General features: G+C 62.0%; 16 protein-coding genes. 9 read left to right on the top strand and 7 right to left on the bottom strand.

What is annotated here, in order from left to right; all coding sequences use genetic code 11:
- The first annotated feature begins 113 nt into the window (after positions 1–113).
- The gene (locus J1G35_RS26090; protein WP_053135253.1) at positions 114–2,210 is read left to right on the top strand and encodes an EAL domain-containing protein; all 2,097 of its coding nucleotides are present in this window, start codon (positions 114–116) and stop codon (positions 2,208–2,210) included.
- A 53-nt stretch (positions 2,211–2,263) separates the two neighbouring features.
- Positions 2,264–3,010 (top strand): SDR family oxidoreductase, encoded by a 747-nt coding sequence (locus tag J1G35_RS26095; protein WP_053135255.1) that lies wholly within the window; start codon positions 2,264–2,266, stop codon positions 3,008–3,010.
- Between the two features lie 123 nt (positions 3,011–3,133).
- Here the strand turns inward: J1G35_RS26095 and mapR are convergent, their stop codons facing one another.
- From mapR to J1G35_RS26110, 3 genes are all read right to left on the bottom strand, one after another.
- The gene (gene mapR, locus J1G35_RS26100) at positions 3,134–4,543 is read right to left on the bottom strand and encodes a GntR family transcriptional regulator MpaR (RefSeq protein ID WP_053135258.1); all 1,410 of its coding nucleotides are present in this window, start codon (positions 4,541–4,543) and stop codon (positions 3,134–3,136) included.
- 99 nt (positions 4,544–4,642) lie between these two features.
- Positions 4,643–6,052 (bottom strand): cytochrome c oxidase accessory protein CcoG, encoded by a 1,410-nt coding sequence (gene ccoG, locus J1G35_RS26105; RefSeq protein ID WP_223016406.1) that lies wholly within the window; start codon positions 6,050–6,052, stop codon positions 4,643–4,645.
- 184 nt (positions 6,053–6,236) lie between these two features.
- Positions 6,237–6,476 (bottom strand): DUF3203 family protein, encoded by a 240-nt coding sequence (locus tag J1G35_RS26110; protein ID WP_053135264.1) that lies wholly within the window; start codon positions 6,474–6,476, stop codon positions 6,237–6,239.
- Positions 6,477–6,596: 120 nt separating this feature from the next.
- On the opposite strand from J1G35_RS26110, the gene J1G35_RS26115 reads away from it, so the two are divergent.
- The gene (locus J1G35_RS26115; RefSeq protein ID WP_223016407.1) at positions 6,597–7,088 is read left to right on the top strand and encodes an MgtC/SapB family protein; all 492 of its coding nucleotides are present in this window, start codon (positions 6,597–6,599) and stop codon (positions 7,086–7,088) included.
- Here the strand turns inward: J1G35_RS26115 and J1G35_RS26120 are convergent.
- A complete protein-coding gene (locus J1G35_RS26120) occupies positions 7,066–7,242 on the bottom strand; it encodes a hypothetical protein (RefSeq protein WP_223016408.1) in 177 nt (58 codons plus the stop codon). The genes J1G35_RS26115 and J1G35_RS26120 overlap by 23 nt on opposite strands.
- Positions 7,243–7,446: 204 nt before the next feature.
- On the opposite strand from J1G35_RS26120, the gene J1G35_RS26125 reads away from it, so the two are divergent.
- The 4 genes from J1G35_RS26125 to J1G35_RS26140 all read left to right on the top strand — a co-directional run bounded on the left by J1G35_RS26125 (position 7,447) and on the right by J1G35_RS26140 (position 16,328).
- A complete protein-coding gene (locus J1G35_RS26125; RefSeq protein WP_223016409.1) occupies positions 7,447–9,435 on the top strand; it encodes an alpha-1,4-glucan--maltose-1-phosphate maltosyltransferase in 1,989 nt (662 codons plus the stop codon).
- A 93-nt stretch (positions 9,436–9,528) separates the two neighbouring features.
- Positions 9,529–12,876, top strand: a complete 3,348-nt coding sequence (gene treS / locus J1G35_RS26130) for a maltose alpha-D-glucosyltransferase (protein ID WP_223016410.1) — start codon at positions 9,529–9,531, stop codon at positions 12,874–12,876.
- Entirely contained in the window at positions 12,873–15,110 is a 2,238-nt protein-coding gene (glgB, locus tag J1G35_RS26135) for a 1,4-alpha-glucan branching protein GlgB (protein ID WP_053135276.1), read from the top strand. Before treS ends, glgB begins: the two co-directional genes overlap by 4 nt.
- A gap of 51 nt (positions 15,111–15,161) precedes the next feature.
- Positions 15,162–16,328, top strand: a complete 1,167-nt coding sequence (locus J1G35_RS26140) for a GGDEF domain-containing protein (RefSeq protein WP_223016411.1) — start codon at positions 15,162–15,164, stop codon at positions 16,326–16,328.
- Between the two features lie 8 nt (positions 16,329–16,336).
- On the opposite strand, the gene J1G35_RS26145 is transcribed toward J1G35_RS26140, so the two are convergent.
- From J1G35_RS26145 to J1G35_RS26155, 3 genes are all read right to left on the bottom strand, one after another.
- Positions 16,337–18,523, bottom strand: a complete 2,187-nt coding sequence (locus tag J1G35_RS26145; protein ID WP_223016412.1) for a GAF domain-containing protein — start codon at positions 18,521–18,523, stop codon at positions 16,337–16,339.
- 171 nt (positions 18,524–18,694) lie between these two features.
- Positions 18,695–19,546, bottom strand: coding sequence for a CAP domain-containing protein (locus J1G35_RS26150; protein WP_223016413.1), 852 nt, complete (start codon positions 19,544–19,546; stop codon positions 18,695–18,697).
- A gap of 81 nt (positions 19,547–19,627) precedes the next feature.
- Positions 19,628–20,836, bottom strand: coding sequence for an MFS transporter (locus J1G35_RS26155; protein WP_223016414.1), 1,209 nt, complete (start codon positions 20,834–20,836; stop codon positions 19,628–19,630).
- A 113-nt stretch (positions 20,837–20,949) separates the two neighbouring features.
- On the opposite strand from J1G35_RS26155, the gene J1G35_RS26160 reads away from it, so the two are divergent.
- Positions 20,950–21,834: a LysR family transcriptional regulator gene (locus tag J1G35_RS26160; protein ID WP_223016415.1), complete on the top strand. Its 885-nt coding sequence runs from the start codon at positions 20,950–20,952 to the stop codon at positions 21,832–21,834.
- Positions 21,835–21,890: 56 nt separating this feature from the next.
- Positions 21,891–22,556, top strand: coding sequence for a GNAT family N-acetyltransferase (locus J1G35_RS26165; protein WP_223016416.1), 666 nt, complete (start codon positions 21,891–21,893; stop codon positions 22,554–22,556).
- The last annotated feature ends 91 nt before the right edge of the window (positions 22,557–22,647 follow it).

The following is a 22,647-nucleotide window of genomic DNA, read 5'->3' on the forward strand; positions in this document are numbered from 1 at the left end:
GCCACTAATGGCCCTCTGATAATTAATCAACTGTCCAAGAATTATTCTCGCTACAATTGCCCGCTTTGCCACTTGGTACGGGCGTTTCAGGTCCGTTGCCCACGAGAAGTCCCATGCTCATCGGTAGCTATTCACCCTCGCTGGTCGTTATTTCCCTGTTTGTCGCGATCCTTGCTTCCTACACCGCGCTGGACCTCAGCGGCCGCATTGCAACGGCCAGGGGCCGTGCTGTCTATTTGTGGATAGCCGGCGGGGCCATGGCGATGGGTGTGGGGGTGTGGTCCATGCACTTTATCGGCATGCTGGCGTTGCGCTTGCCATTCGCGCTGGGCTTTGACGTGGGTATCACCGCTCTGTCGTTGTTGATTGCGGTGCTGTCCAGCGGCTTCGCGTTATGGCTGGTCAACCAACCCCGTCTGCCAGCCTGGCAACTGGCGTTTGGCGCGCTGGTCATGGGCAGCGGTATCGCCAGCATGCACTACACCGGCATGGCCGCGATGCGCATGACGCCGGGCATCGACTACGACCCCACGCTGTTCGGTGCTTCTTTACTGATCGCAGTGGTCGCTTCCGGCGCCGCGCTGTGGATCGCGTTCAATCTGCGCCGTAATACCCCGTTCGTGCGCCTGGCCCGAGGGGGGGCGGCGGTGGTGATGGGGTTTGCCATCGTCGGCATGCACTACACCGGTATGGCGGCGGCCCGTTTTGCCGATGAAAGCTTCTGTGGTGCGGCATTGGACGGTTTGAGCGGCAATGGCCTGGATAACCTGGTATTGGTCACCACCCTGGCGGTGCTGGCGATTGCATTGCTCACTTCGTTGCTCGATGCCCGTCTGGAAGCACGCACCGCGGTGCTCGCCGACTCGCTGACCCTGGCCAACCAGGAACTGACTCACCTGGCCCTGCACGACATGCTCACAGGCCTGCCCAACCGCACGTTGTTGGCGGATCGCATTCAACAGGCCATTGAAGCGGTAAAAGAGCAGGGTGGTTGCTTCGCCTTGATGTTTATCGACCTGGACGGCTTCAAGCCGGTCAACGATGCCTTTGGTCATCACATGGGCGACCAGTTGTTGCGCGAAGTCGGCCTGCGCCTGCGCGAAGACCTGCGCAGCCATGACACCCTGGCGCGTATCGGCGGTGACGAGTTTGTCTTGCTGGTGCAGTTGACGCAGCCCGACGATGCCCTTGGCCTCGCCGAACGCCAGGTGATGTTGATCAACCGGGCGTTTCAGGTGGCCGAGCATGAGTTGAAAATTTCCGCCAGCCTCGGCATCGCGATGTTCCCGGGCAACGGTAACAACCCCCAGGAACTGTTGATGAACGCCGACGCCGCGATGTACCACGCCAAAGGCATGGGCAAGAACGGCTACAGCTTCTTTGATGTGTCGATGAACACCAATGCGCGCAAGCAATTGCAGTTGCTGCAAGACCTGCGCAATGCCCTTGAGCAAGAGCAATTTCGTCTGTATTACCAGCCCAAGTTTGATGCAATCAGTGGCATCCCGGTAGGGGCCGAAGCGCTGGTGCGCTGGGAGCATCCGCAACAAGGCTTGTTGTTGCCGGCGACCTTTATCGAACTGGCGGAAAAAACCGGCTTGATCATCCCCATCGGCGAATGGGTGCTCAATGAAGCCTGCCGCCAAATGAGCGTGTGGTACGCCCAGGGTTATGAGCACTGGCGCATCGCGGTGAACTTGTCGGCGTTGCAGTTCTGCCACGCCGGGCTGGTCAACAGCGTGGCCGGCGCACTTGCCCGGCACCGATTACCGGCCAACAGCCTGACCCTGGAGATCACCGAGACCACCGCCATGAGCGATGCCGATGCGAGCATGACGGTGTTGCAGCAGCTGTCGGACATGGGGGTGGACCTGTCCATCGACGATTTCGGCACCGGCTATTCCAGCCTGATGTACCTCAAGCGTCTGCCGGCCAACGAGCTGAAGATCGACCGTGGTTTTGTGCGGGACCTGGAGCACGACAGCGACGACGCGGCCATCGTTTCGGCCATCGTCGCGCTCGGCCAGGCGCTGGGGCTGCGGATTGTCGCTGAAGGGGTGGAGACCGATGTGCAACAGAGCTTCCTCACACGGCTGGGCTGCAACTCCCTGCAAGGCTATCTGCTTGGCCATCCGCTGCCGGCAGACAGCTTCATGGCCGATATCCAGCGCGCCGAAGACGCAGCAATGCCTGACAAAAGCCGTGCATGACGGTTAGTATCGGATCCAACCCTTACACCGGCTTGGATCAGGAGACCGCACGCATGGACAAAGTTGTCATCATCACCGGGGGGAGTCGCGGTATTGGCGCCGAAACAGCATTGCTGGCGGCGCGCGAAGGTTATCGTATCTGCATCAACTACCACTCAGACGAAAAAGCCGCCCATAGCGTGCTGGAACAGGTGCGCGCCCTCGGTGCCCAGGCGATTGTCGTGCGGGCTGATGTCAGTATCGAAGATGAAGTGATCGCGCTGTTTCATCGTGTCGACGTCGAGTTGGGCCGCGTGACCGCGCTGGTCAACAACGCCGGCACTGTGGCGCACAAGGCGCGGGTCGATGAGATGTCTGAATTCCGCATCCTGAACATCATGAAAACCAACGTGCTCGGTCCGATCCTGTGCGCCAAGCAAGCGGTGCTGCGCATGTCGCCCAAGCACGGCGGGCAGGGCGGCAGTATCGTCAACGTGTCTTCGGTCGCCTCGCGCCTCGGCTCGCCGGGTGAATACGTCGACTATGCGGCCTCTAAGGGCGCGCTCGATACCTTCACCATCGGCCTGTCTAAAGAAGTGGCGGGCGAGGGCATTCGCGTCAACGCGGTGCGCCCTGGCTACATCTTCACCGACTTCCACGCCCTCAGCGGCGACCCGGACCGGGTCAGCAAGCTGGAGTCCGGGATTCCCATGGCGCGTGGGGGGCGGCCGGATGAAGTGGCGGAAGCGATTATCTGGTTGCTGTCAGACAAGGCTTCGTATGCCACGGGGACGTTTGTCGATTTAGGTGGCGGTCGCTAGCTTATGCAGTGCCTGCACCGGCACCATCGGGAGCAAGCCCCCTCCCACACTTAAGCGTATTCACCGCTCAACATGTGGGAGGGGGCTTGCCCCCGATGGCGTCAGAACGCTCACCACCATCACTCAGAACGACCGCACAATCCGCCCCAACGTCTCCATCGCCTTTTCCGAGGCCTCGGTCCACGGGCTGCCGTAGTTCAGGCGAATACAGTTGCGAAATCGCTGGGTCGCCGAGAAGATCGGCCCCGGCGCAATGCTGATGCCTTGCGCCAGGGCCATCTGGAACAACTTCAACGAATCGGTTTGCTCCGGCAATTCCAACCACAGGAAATACCCGCCGGCCGGCTGGCTGACGCGCGTCTGTGCCGGGAAATAGCGGGCGATGGCGGCGAGCATGGCACTTTGTTGCTCCTCCAGGGCGTAGCGCAATTTACGCAGGTGCCGGTCATAGCCGCCATGTTGCAGATAATCGGCAATTGCTGCCTGGGCCGGCATTGAGGGGCACAGTGAGGTCATCAGCTTCAAGCGTTCGACTTTCTGCGCATAGCGCCCGGCAGCCACCCAGCCGACGCGATACCCAGGCGCCAGACTCTTGGCGAAGGAGCCGCAGTGCATCACCAAGCCTTCGGTGTCGAAGGCCTTGGCCGGCTTCGGTGCCTGTTGCCCGTAATACAATTCGGCGTACACATCGTCCTCGATCAACGGCACCTGATGGCTGCGCAACAGCTCGACCAGCGCCTGCTTCTTGGCTTCCGGCAGCGTGGCGCCCATGGGGTTCTGGAAGCTGGTCATGGTCCAGCAGGCCTTGATCGGGTAGCGCTCCAGGGTTTGCCCCAGGGCGGCCAAGTCGATGCCATCGCGTGGGTGCACGGGGATTTCCACCGCCTTGAGCTTAAGGCGTTCCAGCACTTGCAGGCAGGCGTAGAACGCCGGGGCCTCGATGGCGACCAGGTCGCCCGGCTCGGTAACGGCTTGCAGGCACAGGTTCAACGCTTCCAGGGCGCCGTTGGTGATCAGCAACTCTTCCATGGGCAGCATCAGGCCGCCGACCATATAGCGCAGGGCTATTTGTCGGCGCAGTTGTGGGTTGCCCGGCGACATGTCGGTGACCACCAGGCGCGGGTCCATCTCGCGGCTGGCACTGGCCAGGGAGCGGGCCAGGCGTGGCAGCGGAAACAGCATGGGGCTGGGGAACGCCGAGCCGAAGGGCACGGTATTGGGGTCTTTGATCGAATCGAGTACCGAGAACACCAACTCGCTGACATCGACTTCGGTGGACTCATGCACCTGCTCGCTCACCACCGGCTCGGAGAACGGGCTGGGTGCATGGGTGTTGACGAAGTAGCCGGAGCGCGGCCGTGCGCGGATCAGGCCACGGCGTTCCAGCAGGTAGTAGGCCTGGAACACCGTGGACGGGCTGACGCCATACGTCTGGCTGGCGTAGCGCACCGACGGCACACGCTGGCCGGGGCCGAGTACGCCAGAGCGGATCAGTTCTGCGATGTCGTCGGCGAATTTTTCGTAGCGTTTCATTTTGGCCTTGAACAAATGTTTTATATGAGTGGAGATCCCAATGTGGGAGGGGCTGGCCCACCCCCACATTTGATCTTCATCATTTTTGATACCCCGGTATCAGCGGTTTAACGGCGCCACGAAGCGGCTGTCGGCTGCGGTAGAGATCCACGGTTGATCAACGTCCGTCACCTTGAACCGCAGGGTCTGCGAACTGCTCGCCGGGGTATCTGCCAGCAGTGCCACCGACACCGGCATATCGACGATTTCCCCCGGCGCCAGGCTGATCTCGGTCTTGCCCTGCAACTGGAAGCCTTTGGCGTCCAGCAGTTCCAGGCGGTACTCCTGGCGCTGCTGGGTCTTGTTGATGACCTTGAGACTGTAGATATTTTCGATCTGGCCCTGGGCGTTCTCGCGGAACATGCCACGGTCCTTGGTCACGTCGAGCGACACCATTGGCCGCTGCACCAGCGCCACCACCAGCGCGGCAATCATCACCAGCAGCACCGCACTGTAGCCGATCAGGCGTGGCCTGAGCAGATGGGTCTTGCCGCCTTGCAATTGATGCTCGGAGGTATAGCTCACCAGGCCCCGCGCATAGCCCATCTTGTCCATGATCGAATCACAGGCGTCGATGCACGCCGCACAGCCGATGCATTCCATCTGCAGGCCGTCGCGGATATCGATGCCGGTGGGGCAGACCTGCACGCACAGTTGACAGTCAATGCAGTCGCCGAGGCCGACATCCGCCGGTTTGACCTCGCGTTTACGCGGGCCGCGATGCTCGCCCCGAGCGGTATCGTAGGAGATAGTCAGCGTGTCTTTATCGAACATCACGCTCTGGAATCGCGCATACGGACACATGTGCATGCACACCGCTTCGCGCAGCCAACCGGCGTTGATGTAGGTGGCGCCGGTGAAAAACAGCACCCAGAACAGGCTCACGCCACCCATTTGCCAGGTCAGCAATTCGGCGGCCAACGGACGAATCGGCGTGAAGTAGCCAACAAACGTCAGTCCCGTCAGCACGCTGATGCCCAGCCACAAGGTGTGTTTGGCCGAGCGCCGCGCGAGTTTGTCCAGGCTCCAAGGGGCGGCGTGCAGCTTGATGCGTTGGTTGCGCTCGCCCTCGGTGATTTTTTCACACCACATGAACAGCCAGGTAAACGAGCTTTGCGGGCAGGTGTAGCCACACCACACGCGACCGGCGAACACGGTGATCGCAAACAGGCCGAAGGCGCAGATGATCAGCAGCGCCGACAACAGGATGAAATCCTGGGGCCAGAAGGTCGCGCCGAAAATATGGAATTTGCTTTCGGCCAAGTCCCACAGCACCGCTTGCCGCCCACCCCAGTTCAGCCACACCGTGCCGAAAAATGCCAGGAACAGAAAGCCAGCGCCGGCCACGCGCAAGGTGCGGAACAGGCCGGTGAAGCTACGGGTATGGATCAGGTTGTCGCTGGATTTGGCCTTCACCTTCTTTGGGTGTATGGGCTCAAAGGTTTCCACGGTTGGGATTCGTTCGCTCATGGTCGTTCGCTCATCAGCCTCCATCAGGCCAATCAACTATGAGCGCCAGTCTGTTTGCATAACAGACTCAGATGGGTCGATAAAAAGCGGATCAGATGGGTTTTCTGTGCGTCCCTGCGGCAATGTGCTGCACCCCACGGTTAAAGGGGTACAGCCTTGTCCAGCAAGAGCTGATACAGATCAATTAAATCAGCGAACCAGGTTCGTCAGCCTTTACGTGCTGTCGTCCATCGTGGGCGCCTGCCACCGTCAGGGCGTCCGCCTCGGCTTCGGTGATGTAGATCCGCTCGGCCGCCAATTCCACATACGACATGGATTTTTCGGTGTCGGTCACGATATTGACGCGGGTGGCTGGCACGCTCTGTTCCTGGCCATTGTCGTCGAGCATGAAGTAGCACAGCTGGTTTTCGATACGTAGGGTCATGCCGATCTCCTTTTTCATGGGCTATAGGGGTTAGGGCTGCGCAATCGGCGTGGGTTCAAGGCAACTGACTGGCGGTCGCCGCTGTCCATCCTTTACCAACAAAGACAACGGACGGCATCCATGAACGCCTGGTGGCACGAAGTGTGGCAAACCCTGCAAGCCGAATTCGCCGATATCGGCGATGCGAAGCAAGTGACACAAATCACCGTGCGCCTGCTGATCGCAGCGGTCCTTGGCGGCATCCTTGGCTTTGAGCGCGAGAGCAAGGGCAAGGCGGCGGGTGTGCGCACCCACATGCTGGTGGCCTTGGGCGCGGCGCTGTTTGTGCTGGTGCCGCAGATGTCCGGCAATCAGGCGGATGCCATGAGCCGCGTGGTGCAGGGCGTGATTGCCGGGATTGGGTTCCTGGGGGCCGGTACCATCATCAAAGGCAAGGATGATGAAGAAGGGCATGTGAAAGGCCTGACCACCGCGGCGGGTTTGTGGATGACCGCTGCGATTGGGGTCTCGGCCGGGTTGGGTCGGGAATCGACAGCGGTGCTGAGTACCTTGCTTGCATTGGCGGTGTTCAGTGTGATGCCAAAAATCGTCAAGCGGTTCGAGAAGGACTAACGATCACCGGCGGCATGGTCGTCGGCGGTTCTTCCACCGGTGGCGGCTCATTTTCCGGCGGTTCCTTCTCGGGAATCGGTGGCGGCTCGGTGGGCGGCAGGGTCGGGTTGTCGATATTCGGGTCCGGGGTTTCTGCAGGGATCGGGATATTCATCGGTGTGGCCTCCTTTGTGCTTTGCTCTACCGGTGGACATCCGCCGATGCGAATTGATTCCCCGCCCAATGGCGGTACATCCACCTGAACTTTTAACCTCGGCCCAAGCTCGGACCTATAGCGGCCCTGCTCAGGGAGAGCGCTGCCGTATCAGAATTCGGATCAAGCAAAGAGCGTCCACAGGGCGTAAGGGGAAGATGCTCGATGACTGCTGAAACACTGGCTCCAGAAGATTCCATATTGCCGCTGTCCCAGGCGCTGTTGTTGCCCAGGATCGCGATAGAAAGCACCTCACCCGTGATCGACGGCGGCGAATTTGCCGTCAAGGCTGTGGTTGGCCAGCGGGTCAATGTCACCAGTAAGGTATTCGCCGACGGCCACGACAAGCTCGCGGTCCTGATCCGCTGGCGTGCGCGGCATGAAGAAAGCTGGCACAGCGTGGTCATGAACGACGTGGGCAACAATGGCTGGGAAGGCGCCTTTACCGTCAGCGTCCAAGGCCCCCACGAATACTGCATCGAGGCCTGGATCGATACCTTCGCCAGCTTCTGCTACGAATTGCGCAAGAAACATGAGGCCGGTGTGCCGGTTAGCCTGGAGTTGCAGGAAGGGCGCAGCCTGGTGTTGCAGGCCGCCGAGCGCAGCGACAATGAACTGCGCGACCGCCTGATGCTGCTGCACCACGAACTCTCCGGCCTGCTGGAAACCGAGCAGGTCGCGCTGTTTTTGCACGAAGACAGTGCACACCTGATGACCCAGGCCGACCACCGCGCCTACTTGAGCATCAGCGCCGTGTACCCCATTGATGTGGAACGCGAAGCGGCGCAATTTGCCAGCTGGTACGAGCTGTTTCCCCGTTCGATCACCGACGATCCCGCACGCCACGGTACGTTTAATGACGTGCACGCGCGTTTGCCGATGATTCATGACATGGGTTTCGACGTGCTGTACTTCCCGCCGATCCATCCGATCGGGCGCAGCCACCGTAAAGGCAAGAATAATTCCCTGACCGCCGGCCCCGATGATCCGGGCAGCCCGTATGCCATCGGCAGCGAGGAGGGTGGCCACGAGGCGATCCACCCGCAATTGGGCAGCCGTGACGATTTCCGTCGCCTGGTCCAGGCCGCCGCCGAGCATGGCCTGGAAATCGCGCTGGATTTCGCCATCCAGTGTTCCCAGGACCACCCATGGCTCAAGCAGCACCCGGGCTGGTTCAACTGGCGCCCGGACGGCACGATCAAATACGCCGAGAACCCGCCGAAGAAGTACCAGGACATCGTCAACGTCGACTTCTACGCGGCGGATGCGATCCCGGGCCTGTGGACCGAACTGCGCGACGTCGTGGTGGGCTGGGTGGAAGAGGGCGTGAAGACCTTTCGGGTCGACAACCCCCACACCAAGCCGCTGCCCTTTTGGCAATGGCTGATCAGCGATGTGCGAGCCAAGTACCCCGAGGTGATCTTCCTCGCCGAAGCGTTCACCACCCCGGCGATGATGGCGCGCCTGGGCAAGGTTGGTTACTCCCAGAGCTACACCTATTTCACCTGGCGCAATACCAAGGCCGAGCTGGCCGAGTACCTGACGCAATTGAACGAGTCGCCGTGGCGCGAATGCTACCGGCCGAACTTTTTCGTCAATACGCCGGACATCAACCCAGGCTTCCTGCACCAATCAGGACGTCCGGGTTTCCTCATCCGCGCGGCGCTCGCCACCATGGGCTCAGGCCTGTGGGGCATGTATTCGGGCTTTGAGCTGTGTGAAGCGGCACCCGTGCCGGGCAAAGAGGAATACCTGGACTCGGAGAAATACGAGATCCGCCCAAGGGATTTCACCGCCCCCGGCAATATCATCGCCGAGATCGCCCAGCTCAATCGCATCCGCCGCCAAAACCCGGCATTGCAGACCCACCTGGGCCTGAAGCTCTACAACGCCTGGAACGACAACATCCTGTACTTCGGCAAGCGCAGCGAGGATGGCAGCAACTTCATCCTGGTGGCGGTCAACCTCGACCCGTTCAATGCCCAGGAAGCCCACTTTGAGCTGCCGCTATGGGAATTGGGCCTGCCGGACGATGCCCAGACCCAAGGCGAAGACCTGATGAACGGTCATCGCTGGACCTGGTACGGCAAGACCCAGTGGATGCGGCTTGAGCCGCACATGCCGTTCGGGATCTGGCGCATCACTGTTTCCTAAGTCTTGCGCAGATCAACTGTGGGAGGGGGCAAGCCCCTCCCACATTGACCCGGTTCAGTCTGCAAGATTTTTCGAGTATTTCAGGAGTTTCCAATGGCGAAGAAACCCAAGGCTGCCACCTTTATCAAAGACCCGCTCTGGTACAAGGACGCGGTGATCTACCAGGTTCACGTCAAATCCTATTTCGACTCCAACAATGACGGTATCGGTGACTTTCCCGGCCTGATCGCCAAGCTCGACTACATCGCCGACCTGGGTGTGAACACCATCTGGCTGCTGCCGTTCTACCCCTCGCCACGCCGTGATGACGGTTATGACATCGCCGAATACCGTGGCGTGCACAGCGACTACGGGACCATGGCCGATGCCAAGCGCTTTATCGCCGAGGCCCACAAGCGCGGGCTGCGGGTGATCACGGAACTGGTGATCAACCACACCTCCGACCAGCACCCCTGGTTCCAGCGCGCGCGCAAGGCCAAGCCGGGCTCGGCGGCGCGGGACTTCTACGTGTGGTCCGATGACGACCAGAAATACGACGGCACCCGCATCATTTTCCTCGACACCGAAAAGTCCAACTGGACCTGGGACCCGGTCGCCGGCCAGTACTTCTGGCACCGCTTCTATTCCCACCAGCCGGACCTCAACTTCGACAACCCTCAGGTGATGAAGGCGGTGCTGTCGGTGATGCGTTACTGGCTGGACATGGGCATCGACGGCCTGCGCCTGGACGCCATCCCCTACCTGATCGAGCGTGATGGCACCAACAACGAAAACCTGCCGGAAACCCACGACGTTCTCAAGCAGATCCGCGCCGAGATCGACGCCCACTACCCCGATCGCATGCTGCTCGCCGAAGCCAACCAGTGGCCGGAAGACACGCAGCTGTATTTCGGTGACCGCAAGGGCGATGACGGCGACGAATGCCACATGGCCTTCCACTTCCCGCTGATGCCGCGCATGTACATGGCGCTGGCCCAGGAAGATCGCTTCCCCATCACCGATATTTTGCGCCAGACCCCGGAGATTCCCGCCAATTGCCAGTGGGCGATCTTCCTGCGCAACCACGATGAACTGACCCTGGAAATGGTCACCGACAAAGAGCGTGACTACCTGTGGAACTACTACGCCGCTGATCGTCGCGCACGTATCAACCTGGGCATTCGCCGGCGCCTGGCGCCCTTGATGGAGCGCGACCGCCGCCGTGTGGAGTTGCTCAACAGCCTGCTGCTGTCGATGCCTGGCACGCCGACCCTGTATTACGGTGATGAAATCGGCATGGGCGACAACATTTACCTCGGCGACCGCGATGGGGTACGCACGCCGATGCAATGGTCCATCGACCGCAATGGCGGTTTCTCCCGCGCCGACCCGGCCAGCCTGGTGCTGCCGCCGATCATGGACCCGCAATACGGCTACCTGTCGGTCAACGTCGAAACCCAGGCCCAGGACCCGCACTCGTTGCTGAACTGGACCCGACGCATGCTCGCGGTGCGCAAGCAGTCCAAGGCGTTTGGGCGTGGCAGCCTGAAGATGCTCTCGCCGAGCAACCGTCGGATCCTGGCGTATACCCGCGAATTCACCGGCGAAGACGGGCGTACCGAAATCATCCTGTGCGTGGCCAACGTCTCGCGCAGTGCCCAGGCGGCCGAACTGGACCTGTCGGCCTTTGCCGGCATGGTTCCGGTCGAAATGCTTGGCGGCAATGCGTTCCCACCCATCGGCCAGCTGAATTTCCTGCTGACCCTGGCGCCTTACGGCTTCTATTGGTTCGTGCTGGCGGCGGAAAACCAGATGCCCAGCTGGCATGTGGAACCGGCGCAAAGCATGCCTGACTTCACCACCCTGGTTTTGAAGAAACGCATGGAAGAGCTGCTCGACGAGCCGTGCCGCACTACCCTGGAACAGACCTCGCTGCCGGCCTGGCTGCCGAAACGCCGCTGGTTCGCCGGCAAGGACACCGCGATCGACAGCGTGCGCATCGCCTATGGCGTGCGGTTCGGCGACGCCGAGCACCCTGTGCTGCTCAGTGAAATTGACGTGACCAGCGCCGGCCAGGTCAGCCGGTATCAACTGCCGTTCGGCTTCCTCGGTGAGGACCAGTTCACCAGCGCCTTGCCGCAGCAGTTAGCCCTGGCCCGCGTCCGACGCGTGCGCCAGGTGGGATTGGTGACGGATGCCTTCAGCCTGGAGCACTTTATCCGCGCGGTGATCCAGGGCCTGCAGGCCGGCACGGTATTGAATACCAGCGAAGGCGATCTGCGCTTTGAGGCCACGCCCCACCTGGCCACGCTGCAACTGACGGACGAGTCCCAGGTGCGCTACTTGTCGGCCGAGCAGTCCAACAGCTCGGTGGTGGTCGGCGAGAGCCTGGTGCTCAAGCTGATCCGCAAAGTCAGCGCCGGGGTGCACCCGGAGCTGGAGATGAGCGCCTACCTGACGGCAGCGGGTTACCCGAATATTTCGCCGCTGTTGGGCTCGATGGTTCGCCACGATGCCGCAGGCCAGGACAACCTGCTGATGATTGCCCAGGGTTACTTGAGCAATCAGGGCGACGCGTGGGCCTGGACCCAGAACAACCTGGAACGTGCCATTCGCGATGAACTGGCCGAAGCCATCTCTGAACAGGAACAGCATTACAACGCACTGGGCGAACTGGCCGACTTCGCCGGTCTGCTCGGCCAGCGCCTGGGTGAAATGCACGGGGTGCTGGGGGCCAAGACCACCAACAAAGACTTCAAGCCCGAGCTGACCACCGCCAAGGACACCCAGACCTGGGCCAAGGACGTCGGGGCACAGATCGACCGTGCGCTGCAATTGCTCAAGCTTCACAAAAGCCAATTGAACCCCGCCGATCAGACACTGGTCAGTGAATTGCTGGACCAGAAAAAAGCCATCGGCGCGCAGGTTCAGGCGCTGGCGAAGGCCACGTTGGGCGGACTGCGCATTCGGGTCCACGGTGACTTGCACCTGGGTCAGGTGCTGGTGGTGAAGGGCGATGCTTATCTGATCGACTTTGAAGGTGAACCGGCGCGGCCCCTGCATGAACGACGCGGCAAGCACAGCCCGTATAAAGATGTGAGCGGCGTATTGCGCTCCTTCGACTATGCGGCGGCGATGGCCTTGAATGTACAAGGGGTGGACCACTCGCCCGAAGCGGACCAGGCGCGCAGACGCGTGACGGATCGCTACCTGAAAGAAGCACGCCAGGCATTTATCCAGGCTTATCAGGCCGCTGCGTCTACACTGGCGCATGACTGGCAGGATGCCAAGGGCCAGGACGCCGCGCTGACGTTGTTCAGCCTGGAGAAGGCCGCGTATGAAGTGGCGTACGAAGCGGAAAACCGTCCGACCTGGTTGCCGGTGCCTCTACAGGGCTTGCACGGGTTGTTGAGCGGGATTACATCTAAATCGAACACTGCACGCGGTGGGGAGACGTCATGAGCTTTACGAATAAAGAACCGCTGCAACCGAAGTTGACAGCCATGCCGGCGTCCAAGGACGTCGAAGCGCTGGTGCGCGCCGAGCACCACGACCCGTTTTCCATTCTCGGGCCACACGATGACGAGCAGGGCGGGCAATTTATCCGCGCGTTCCTGCCGGAAGCCTTGAGTGTCCAGGTGCTGAGCCGCGATGGCGGCGAGCAGATCGGCAGCCTGGAGGCGACCCAAGTGCCGGGTTTGTTCGTCGGGCAGTTCCATACCCGCCAGGCGTACGTGCTGAAAATCCAGTGGGCCGGCGGTGAGCAGATCACCGAAGACCCCTACAGCTTCCAGCAATTGTTGCTGGGTGAGATGGACCTGTATCTGTTTGCCGAAGGCAATCACCGTGACCTCAGCAGTTGCCTGGGCGCCCAGGTGACCAGCGTCGATGGCGTAGACGGCGTGCGTTTTGCCGTGTGGGCACCGAATGCGCGGCGGGTCTCGGTGGTGGGGGACTTCAATATCTGGGACGGTCGCCGCCACCCGATGCGCCTGCGGCACCCGTCGGGCGTGTGGGAAATCTTCATTCCGCGCCTGCAACCTGGCGCCGCCTACAAGTACGAAATCCTTGGCGCCAACGGCATTCTGCCGCTCAAGGCCGACCCGATGGCGCTGGCGACCCAGTTGCCGCCCGACACCGCCTCGAAGGTCGCCGCGCCGTTGCAGGTGGACTGGCAGGACCACGAGTGGATGCAATCGCGGGTCGAGCGGCAGAAGACCACCGCACCGCTGTCGATCTACGAGCTGCACGTGGGCTCTTGGCAGTGCGAGTTGGACGAGGCCGGCGAAGTGGCGCGCCAGTACAACTGGCGCGAGCTGGCGGAGCGGTTGGTGCCGTATGTGCAGCAATTGGGCTTCACGCACGTTGAGCTGATGCCGATCATGGAACATCCGTTCGGCGGTTCGTGGGGTTACCAGGCGCTGTCACAGTTCGCCCCGACGGCGCGTTTTGGTTCGCCGGAAGATTTCGCCTATTTCATTAACGCACTGCATCGCGCCGATATCGGTGTGATCCTCGACTGGGTGCCGGCGCATTTCCCCACCGATACCCACGGCCTGGCGCAATTCGACGGCACCGCGCTGTACGAATATGCCAACCCGCTGGAAGGCTTCCATCAGGACTGGGACACGCTGATCTACAACCTGGGGCGTACTGAGGTCCACGGCTTCATGCTGGCCTCGGCGTTGCATTGGCTCAAACACTTCCATATCGATGGGCTGCGCGTGGATGCCGTGGCGTCGATGCTGTACCGCGACTATTCGCGCAAGGCCGGCGAATGGGTGCCCAACCGCCATGGCGGGCGCGAGAACCTGGAAGCCATCGACTTCCTGCGCCACTTGAACGACGTGGTGGCGCTGGAAGCCCCAGGCGCGCTGGTGATCGCCGAAGAGTCCACCGCCTGGCCCGGCGTCAGCCAGCCCACCCAACAGGGCGGCCTGGGCTTCAACTACAAATGGAACATGGGCTGGATGCACGATTCGCTGCATTACATCCAGCAGGATCCGGTGTACCGCGCCCATCACCATAACGAGCTGAGCTTCGGCCTGGTGTATGCGTGGTCCGAGCGTTTCATCCTGCCGATTTCCCACGATGAAGTGGTGCACGGCAAACACTCGCTGATCGACAAGATGCCCGGCGACCGCTGGCAGAAGTTCGCCAACCTGCGCGCCTACCTGGCGTTCATGTGGATGCATCCGGGCAAGAAACTGCTGTTCATGGGCTGCGAATTCGGCCAGTGGCGCGAGTGGAACCATGACCAGCAACTGGACTGGTACTTGCTGCAGTACGCCGAACACAAAGGCGTGCAAAAGCTGGTCGGTGACTTGAACCGCCTGTACCGCGAGGAACCGGCCCTTCACGAGCAGGATGACGCGCCCCAGGGCTTCCAATGGCTGATTGGCGATGACGCGATCAACAGCGTCTATGCCTGGCTGCGCTGGAGCAAGGACGGCAGGCCGGTGTTGGTGGTGGCCAACTTCACCCCGGTGCCGCGTGAGGCCTATAAGGTTGGCGTACCGTTCGCCGGGCGTTGGAGCGAGGTGATCAACAGTGATGCCGATACCTATGCCGGCTCCAATTTCGGTAACGGCGGTGCGGTATTTACCCAGGATGAACCGCGCCATGGACAGCCCGTATCACTGTCGCTGAATTTGCCGCCGCTGGGGGTCCTGATTTTGCGGCCCGAAACCAGTTAAAGGCTCTACCGTGCTGGATTCAGTTGTCCACGCTGCTGGCAGGGTGCCACAATGGCGCCTTTGTCATGGCAGTCGAATCGGGCGAACTTCATGAATGGCCTTGGGCGTGGGCAGGACCAGGATTGCTTTATAGAGGAGCAGGTGCGAACAGACCGCTTGCACCAGTTGTTTCGCCAGTCATTTGCGGCCATTTTCGGCAGTTATATGGCGGCAGCGATGCTTTGCTGGTTGTGCTGGGAACGCTTCGACCACACGTTCATGCTGGTATGGCTGGCGCTGCTGGGCGCCTCGTCGCTGCTGCGGATCAAGATGTTCCTGGACTGGTTCCGCTGTCCCAACAGCGAACGCACGCCAGACCGCTGGGAGCGCCGCTACTGGTTGACCCTGGCACTCTCCGCCGGCATCTGGGGGGCTGGGGCATTGGCGCTGATGCCCACCGATGATCGACTGTCCCAGGTGTTGGTGATGCTGTTTACCGTGGGCATGTCGGTCAGCGCCGTGTCGTGTTATTCGGCCTATCGCTACATGACCCTGGTGTCCATGGGCCTGGTGTTGTTGCCTTGCACCCTATGGCTGCTGTTTCAGCCGTCACCCATGCAAGTCGGCGTCGCGATTGCGGTGCTGGTGTTTTCCACGTTTGTGGTCAGCGCCACGCGCAAGTTGTCCGATGCTCTGGAAAAAGCCTTTCGCCTGACCCGGCAAATGGAACGCGCCCATAACCTTTCGACCCGTGCCGCACAGACCGATGAGCTGACCGGCCTGATGAACCGTCGGGCGTTTTTCGAACATGCTCAGGTGCTGTACGCGCAATGCCGTCACAAGCAGCAGCCGCTGTGCGTGCTGATGATGGACATGGACCACTTCAAGCAGATCAACGACACCTACGGCCACCAGGCCGGCGACCAGGTCTTGCGCCAGATTGGCGGGGTGATCAGTGCGTCGTTCCGTAAGGCCGACGTGTACGGCCGTTTGGGCGGCGAAGAGTTTGCAGTGTTGTTGCCCAATACGTCATTGGAAGCTGCACGGGACATTGCCGAGCAACTGGTCAAGTCGATATCCGGCCTGGTGGCCGAGCCGGTCAAAGGGCTTTCAGCCAGCCTTGGGGTGGCGTTCACCGATGCCGTGGATGAGGACCTGCACGGCCTTATGAATACCGCCGACAAAGCGCTGTACCGGGCCAAGGCGTTAGGACGCAACCAGGTGGCGGTGGCGGAGTAGGGCGCGGCTCAATCCTTGCGCATGGCCTTGATCAATACCCGCGAAACCTGCTCGGCCGAGTAAGGCTTGGGCAGGAACTCGAAACCGTCATAGCCGTTGTCTGCCAGCTCTTCGCTGTAGCCCGAGGTCAGTACCACCGGCAGGTCCGCCCGGCGCTGGCGCAGTTGCTTGGCCATGGCGACGCCGGTGATACCGGGCATGACCACGTCCGAGAAAATCACATCGAAGGCCCTCGCATCCGGTCCCGCCAAGGTCAAGGCTTGTTCGGCATCGGTCACCCAAGTGGCCTGGTAGCCCAGGTCTTGAAGAATCTGGCTGGCAAACCGTCCAACCTCCAGGTTGTCCTCCACAATCAGCACCCGGCACTGCGCGGTGTCGTGGGACGCGGCCAGCCTTTCCTGGGGACTGTTTGGCAGCGCCGCCTTCGCTTCGACCTGGGGCAGGTACAAGGTGAACACGCTGCCTTGGCCGGGCGTGCTGGCCACATCGATATTGCCCCCCGACTGCTTGGCGAACCCGAAGACTTGCGACAGGCCCAGGCCAGTGCCTTTACCCACTGCCTTGGTGGTGAAGAACGGTTCGAAAATCCGCTCGACGGTGTCCTCGGGAATACCGGGGCCGGTGTCGGCGAGCGCGATGGCGATGTACCCGTGACCTGACCCCGCGTCGCCGCGAATGTGTGGCAACGGTTGATCGCCGGCCACCCGCAGGGTGAGGGTGCCTTGGCCGTCCATCGCGTCCCGTGCATTGAGGGCGATGTTGATCAAGGCGGTTTCAAATTGGCTGGCATCGATACGCGCGAAACAGGGCTTCGACGGCATCTCAACGCGCACATGAATGCGCGCGCCGGTCACGCTTTCCAGCATCTCGCCAATGTTCTGTACCCGCTGACCGACGTCGAAGACTTCGGGGTTCAGCGGTTGGCGACGGGCAAAGGCGAGCAATTGGCTGGTCAGCTTGCTGGCCCGCTCTACGGTATCCGCCACCGCGCCCATGTAGCGCTGGCGGCGCTGCTCCGACAGGTCGGGCTGGCGCAAAAAGTCCACCGACGAACGAATGATCGTCAGCAGGTTGTTGAAGTCGTGGGCCACGCCGCCGGTCAATTGGCCGATGGCTTCGAGTTTCTGCGACTGGCGCAGCGCGGCTTCGGCCTGGGCCAGCGCCAGGGTGCGTTCTTCGACGCGTTGTTCCAGGGTGGTATTCAGTTCGGCGTAGGCCGCCAGGCCTTGGCGCACCTCGGCATCGGCGCGCACGCGCTCGATATGGGCCCAGGAGCGCTCGGTGACTTCGCGCAGCAAGGCCAGGTCGTAAGGGGACCAGGGGCGTGGTTTTTTGTCGTGTATGGCCATCAGCGCGGTCAGGCGCCCGTTCTTGATCAGCGGCATGCAGATCGTCGCGGTCACTCCCAGGGCCTGGAAGCTGGCGGACTCTTCGGGCGGCAACTCGCGCAGGTTGTCCTGGATCACCAGGGGCTCGCCGTTGTGCAGGCATTTGACCGCCTTCTCGCCGAACGCCGCCAGGCTGTAGCGGCCGATGATGCTGGGCGAGCCGGGCGCGGTCCAGTTGTCACGAATGGTAAAGCCGTCTTCATCGGCGTCCATGTCCGCGTAGGCGCAATTGCTCACTTGCAGGTGCTCGGCCAGCAGCCGGGTGGTGCTGGTCATGATGGCCTCGGCATCGGCGGCATTGACCACCGCGTTGGCGATGGCGTCCAGTACCGCCATGCGGCGCGCCAGGAACACCGTGGCGGTGGTCTCGGTGACGGTGTCGAGCATCCCGACCACATTGCCTTCGGGGTCGCGAATCGGGCTGTAGCAGAAGGTGAAGTAGGCCTGCTCCCGGCTCGGGCCGCGCTCGATCACCAAGGGGAAGTTTTCGATATAGGTGGCGTGGCCCTTGAAGGCGGCATCGGCGATAGGGCTGACGTCATCCCACACCTCGGCCCACACTTCGCTGAATGGGCGTCCCAGCGCATCGGGTTTGCTGCCCAGAATGGGGATAAACGCGTCGTTGTAGAGCGTGATCAACTGCGGGCCCCAGACAATCGCCTGGGGAAAGCTCGACGCAAAACACAGCGCGACCGTGGTCTTCAAAACGTCTGGCCACTGCTCCAGTGGGCCGAGCGGTGTATTGGCCCAATCATGCAGGCGCACCCGTTCAGCCATGTCGCCGCTGCTTTGCAGCCAATTCATCATTGGGGGAACACCTTGTTTTTCAGAGTCTTCGGCGCGCCGTTGAGGATGCGGCGCACAGCTACAGACCCGCTTCAACGCTGCCAGTTCAGCGCAATTATCGGTTAGATGGCAATTTGATGCTTCATTCGTTTGATCAGCTGAAGCTCGGCTGGGTTGGGCGATTGCCCAACCTTATTGCGCGCCGAATAAACCGGTCCAGTAAATGCCCGCATCGCTCTTCGGGTCCATGGCATACGCCGCGCCCAATTCGCGAAACTGCGGGTTCATCAGGTTGGCGCAATGGCCGGGGCTGGCGAGCCAGCCGTCGACCACCTTGCGCGGGGTGTCCAGGCCGGCGGCGATGTTTTCGCCGATGTTCTTCGCGATGTATCCCGCCAGTTCGGCGCGGTCGCCAGGGGTGCGGCCGTCGTGGTCCAGATGGTCGAAGAAATTGCCGTTGGCCATGTTGCGCGTGTGGCTGTTGGCGGCACCGGCCAGCTCGTCGTTCCACGACAACGGTGTGGTCGCGGTAAAGTCCTGGGTACCGCATTGGCGCGGTTGCGCGCGCGCGGTATTGATCAGGTCCAGCAGTTTGCGGCCTTCGGTTTGCCAGTCGCCCAGGCCGCTGGACAGCAACGGGCGGGCCAGCACGATGCGCCAGTCCTGGCCGCTGTTGCTCACGCCGATGTCGACGAATTGCGGGTCCAGCACCACCCGGCAGAAACTCTCGCGCACGGCTTTCATGGCGGCCTGGGCGTCCTTGGGGCCGGACAGGCTGATGGCCTGGACGTTGACCATCGGATACGCCGCCCGGGCCAGCGCCTGCTGCAGGTCGCCGACGTTATTGGCAGGCAGCACCAGCCGTGTGTCGCTGGCCAGGGGTGGCAGTTCCTGGGAGCCCTGGTCGCCGCAGCGTTGCACCTGGCTGCGGTATTGGTTGATCTGTTGCACCAGTTGACTTTCTTCATTCGCCATCGCGCTGGCGCAGAACACCGTACTGGCGGCCAGCGTCGTGAGACCCATCATCAATGACAGAACGCGCATGGACGTTACCCTTGAGCTTGAAAGTGCCCATGATGCGCGATGTAACCCCGTCTGGCGCAACGCCTTTTTTGTTTTTTTGCCTCAACGGGTATTCTGCGGGGCATTCACGGCGCGGATGCGGCCCGTTGCCATCGCGATGGCCAGCAGGATCAGACCGACGGCTACGGCGAACGTGGCATGCAGGCCGCCCGCCACGGATTGCGCGGTGGCGTGGGTGACATCCGGGGTTGCCCAGGCGAACACCGCCCCCAGGGCCGAGGTACCGAAGATCAGCCCTATATTGCGTGACAGGTTGAGCAAGCCTGCGACCGTGCCTCGGCGCGCACTGTCTACATCGCACATCACCGCCGTGTTGTTGGCGGCCTGGAACAAGCTATAGCCCGCCGTCAGAATCACCAGCCCCGCCAGGTAGGCGATCAATCCCGAGGCCAACGACAACAGCATGGCGGCGCAAAACAGCAGGCCCAGCCCGGCAAACGTCATCGGTCGCCAGCCGTGGCGGTCGGTGAGGCGACCCGCCGGTACACCGCCGAGCGCCGCGACACAGGGCCCAACGGCCATGGCCAGGCCCATCCATTGCGGGTCAAGCCCCAGTCCCTGGGACAGGTAGAACGGGCCGACCACAAAGGTCGCCATGATCACCGCCGCCACCAAGGCACTCATCGCGAGACTCGTGCGCAAGGGAGCTTCCTTCAACGGTGACCAGACACTAAAAGGTGCGCCTGCCCGGCGTTGATCAACCGGCAAGTAGCGCCACGCGAGGCAGGCCGTGAGTAACCCCAAGGGCATGCCCACCAGAAACAGCGCGCGCCAGCCCCACACACTGAGCAATAACCCGCCAGCGGCGGGGCCCATGGCGGTGCCGACGGCTGACATCGTGCCCAGCAGGCCCATCACCCGGCCGGTGCGTTCCTTGGTCACCGTGTCGCCGACCATCCCCAGCGCCATTGCCATCATGCTCGCCGCACCCAGGCCCTGCAGAAGGCGGGCAGCAATCAGCCAGCCCAGCGAGGGCGCACCCGCACACAGCCCACTGCCCAGCGCAAACAACAGCAGCCCGCCGAGCAGCAGCCGGCGACGGCCCAGGCGATCGCCTAATCGGCCTGCCATGACAATCACCGCTGTGATCGCCACCAGATAAGCGAGCACCACCCATTGCACGGCGTGGAACGACACATCGAAGCCCTGCGCCAGGTTGGGCAGGCCGACATTCGCGATGCTGGTGCCGAGGGAGGCGAGCAACATGGACAGCGACAGGCTGGCAAGGCCGCCGCGTGAAGAGGTGTGCATGGGAGATTCCTTGGGTGGACGCAACTGTCACAAATCTACGACGTCGCCTAACATGGCGGAAGACGCAGGGTTTGCAGTTAATACCTGCATCAAACGCCTGATGAGGAGCGCCGATGCCCGATCTCAATTTGCTGATCACCCTGGATGTCTTGCTGGCCGAAGGCAGTGTCGCCCGAGCGGCCAAGCGCTTGCAGTTGAGCCCTTCGGCCATGAGCCGTGCGCTGGCGCGCCTGCGCGAAACCACCGGCGACCCGCTGTTGGTGCGCGCGGGACGCGGGCTGGTGCCGACGCCCCGCGCGCTGGCGTTGCGTGAACAGGTCAGCCGCCTGGTGCAAGACGCCCACGCGGTGTTGCGCCCGGCACAATCCCTGGACCTGGCCCAGGTGGAGCGCACCTTCACCTTGCGCACCAGCGAAGAGTTCGTCGAAAACTTCGGTCCCGCGTTGCTGGCGCGCATCGCACAGGAAGCACCCGGTGTACGCCTGCGTTTCGTCAGCAAGACCGACAAGGACAGCACGCTGCTGCGCGAGGGCAGCGTCGACCTGGAAACCGGCGTGGTCGATCCCACCGCCAGCCCCGAAGTGCTGACCCAGGCGCTGTTCCGCGACCGCCTGGTGGGTGTGGTGCGCAGCGGCCATCCGCTCAGCCAGGGCGAGGTCAACGCCCAGCGTTTCGCCGAAGGTCGGCATGTCTATGTGTCCCGTCGTGGACAGGCGCGCGGCCAGGTCGACGATGCCTTGCAAGCGTTGGGCCTCACCCGGCAGATCAGCACCATCGTCGCCGGGTTCGCCACGGCCATCGCCCTGGCCCGCGACACCGACCTGATTGCCAGCGTGCCCGAACGCTACACCGCCCATCAGCGCGAAGGCCTGCACAGTTTTGCGTTGCCGCTGGCACTGGCGCCCTTCACCGTGGCGATGCTCTGGCATCCGCGGCTGGATGCCGACCTGGCCCACCGCTGGTTACGCGGGTGTGTGCGTGAGGTGTGCGGGCAATGAACGGCCTGCAACAGGTACAATCGCCACTGCCTTGACGCGAAACCCCAGGAATCTGCATGTTCAGCCTTACCCGCTACACCACACCGTGCCCCGAGCCCATCAATGCGCAGATCCTGCAGATGGTGGTGGATAACCTCACCGACATCAGCAGCGTCGCGCTGCCGCCGAGCAACTTGCTTTACAACATCTACCAATACGCCATCGGCTTTGAGGTGCACCTGTACCTGGAGGCATTGGACGGGTCGAAGGGGATTGCCGTTGAGTTGATCGTGGCGACTATTGAGGAACAGGTGATTGGCTTTTGCCTGTATCTGCCGGTGAAAGACGATCCTGAAGCCTGTGGCATCGCCTTTATGGCGGTGCAGGCTGGCTTCAGGCGCCAAGGTGTGGCGCGTGGGATGGTGGCGGACGTGCTGGCGCGCTATCCCCATGCCGAGTTGGCGTGTGCTGTGGAGAAGGTCCCGGCGTTTGAGGCCATGGGCTTTCAGGTGCGCGGCGCGCGCGGCACCCAGGTGCTGATGAACACCCGTGACTACGGCACCGATGGCTTGATGGGCGTGCTGGACGTGGCGCCGATCTACGGCTCCCTGGAAGTGCGGCAGATCCATACCTACCTGCTGCAAAAACACGGCAAGCGGGCAATGGTGGATGCCGAGAAACAGCGGGATCGGCATTTGGATCAACTGGTGCGCAAGGTCCAGTTGTTTGTGGCAGGGCGTTAGCCTGGGCCTGGTTGGCTTTTTTGTGGCGAGCGGGCTTGCCCCGCGTTGGAGTGCGCAGCGCTCCCGTTTTTTTGGGGCCGCTACGCAGCCC

The sequence above is a fragment of the Pseudomonas sp. SH10-3B genome (genome assembly GCF_019891415.1).
Classification (GTDB): domain Bacteria; phylum Pseudomonadota; class Gammaproteobacteria; order Pseudomonadales; family Pseudomonadaceae; genus Aquipseudomonas.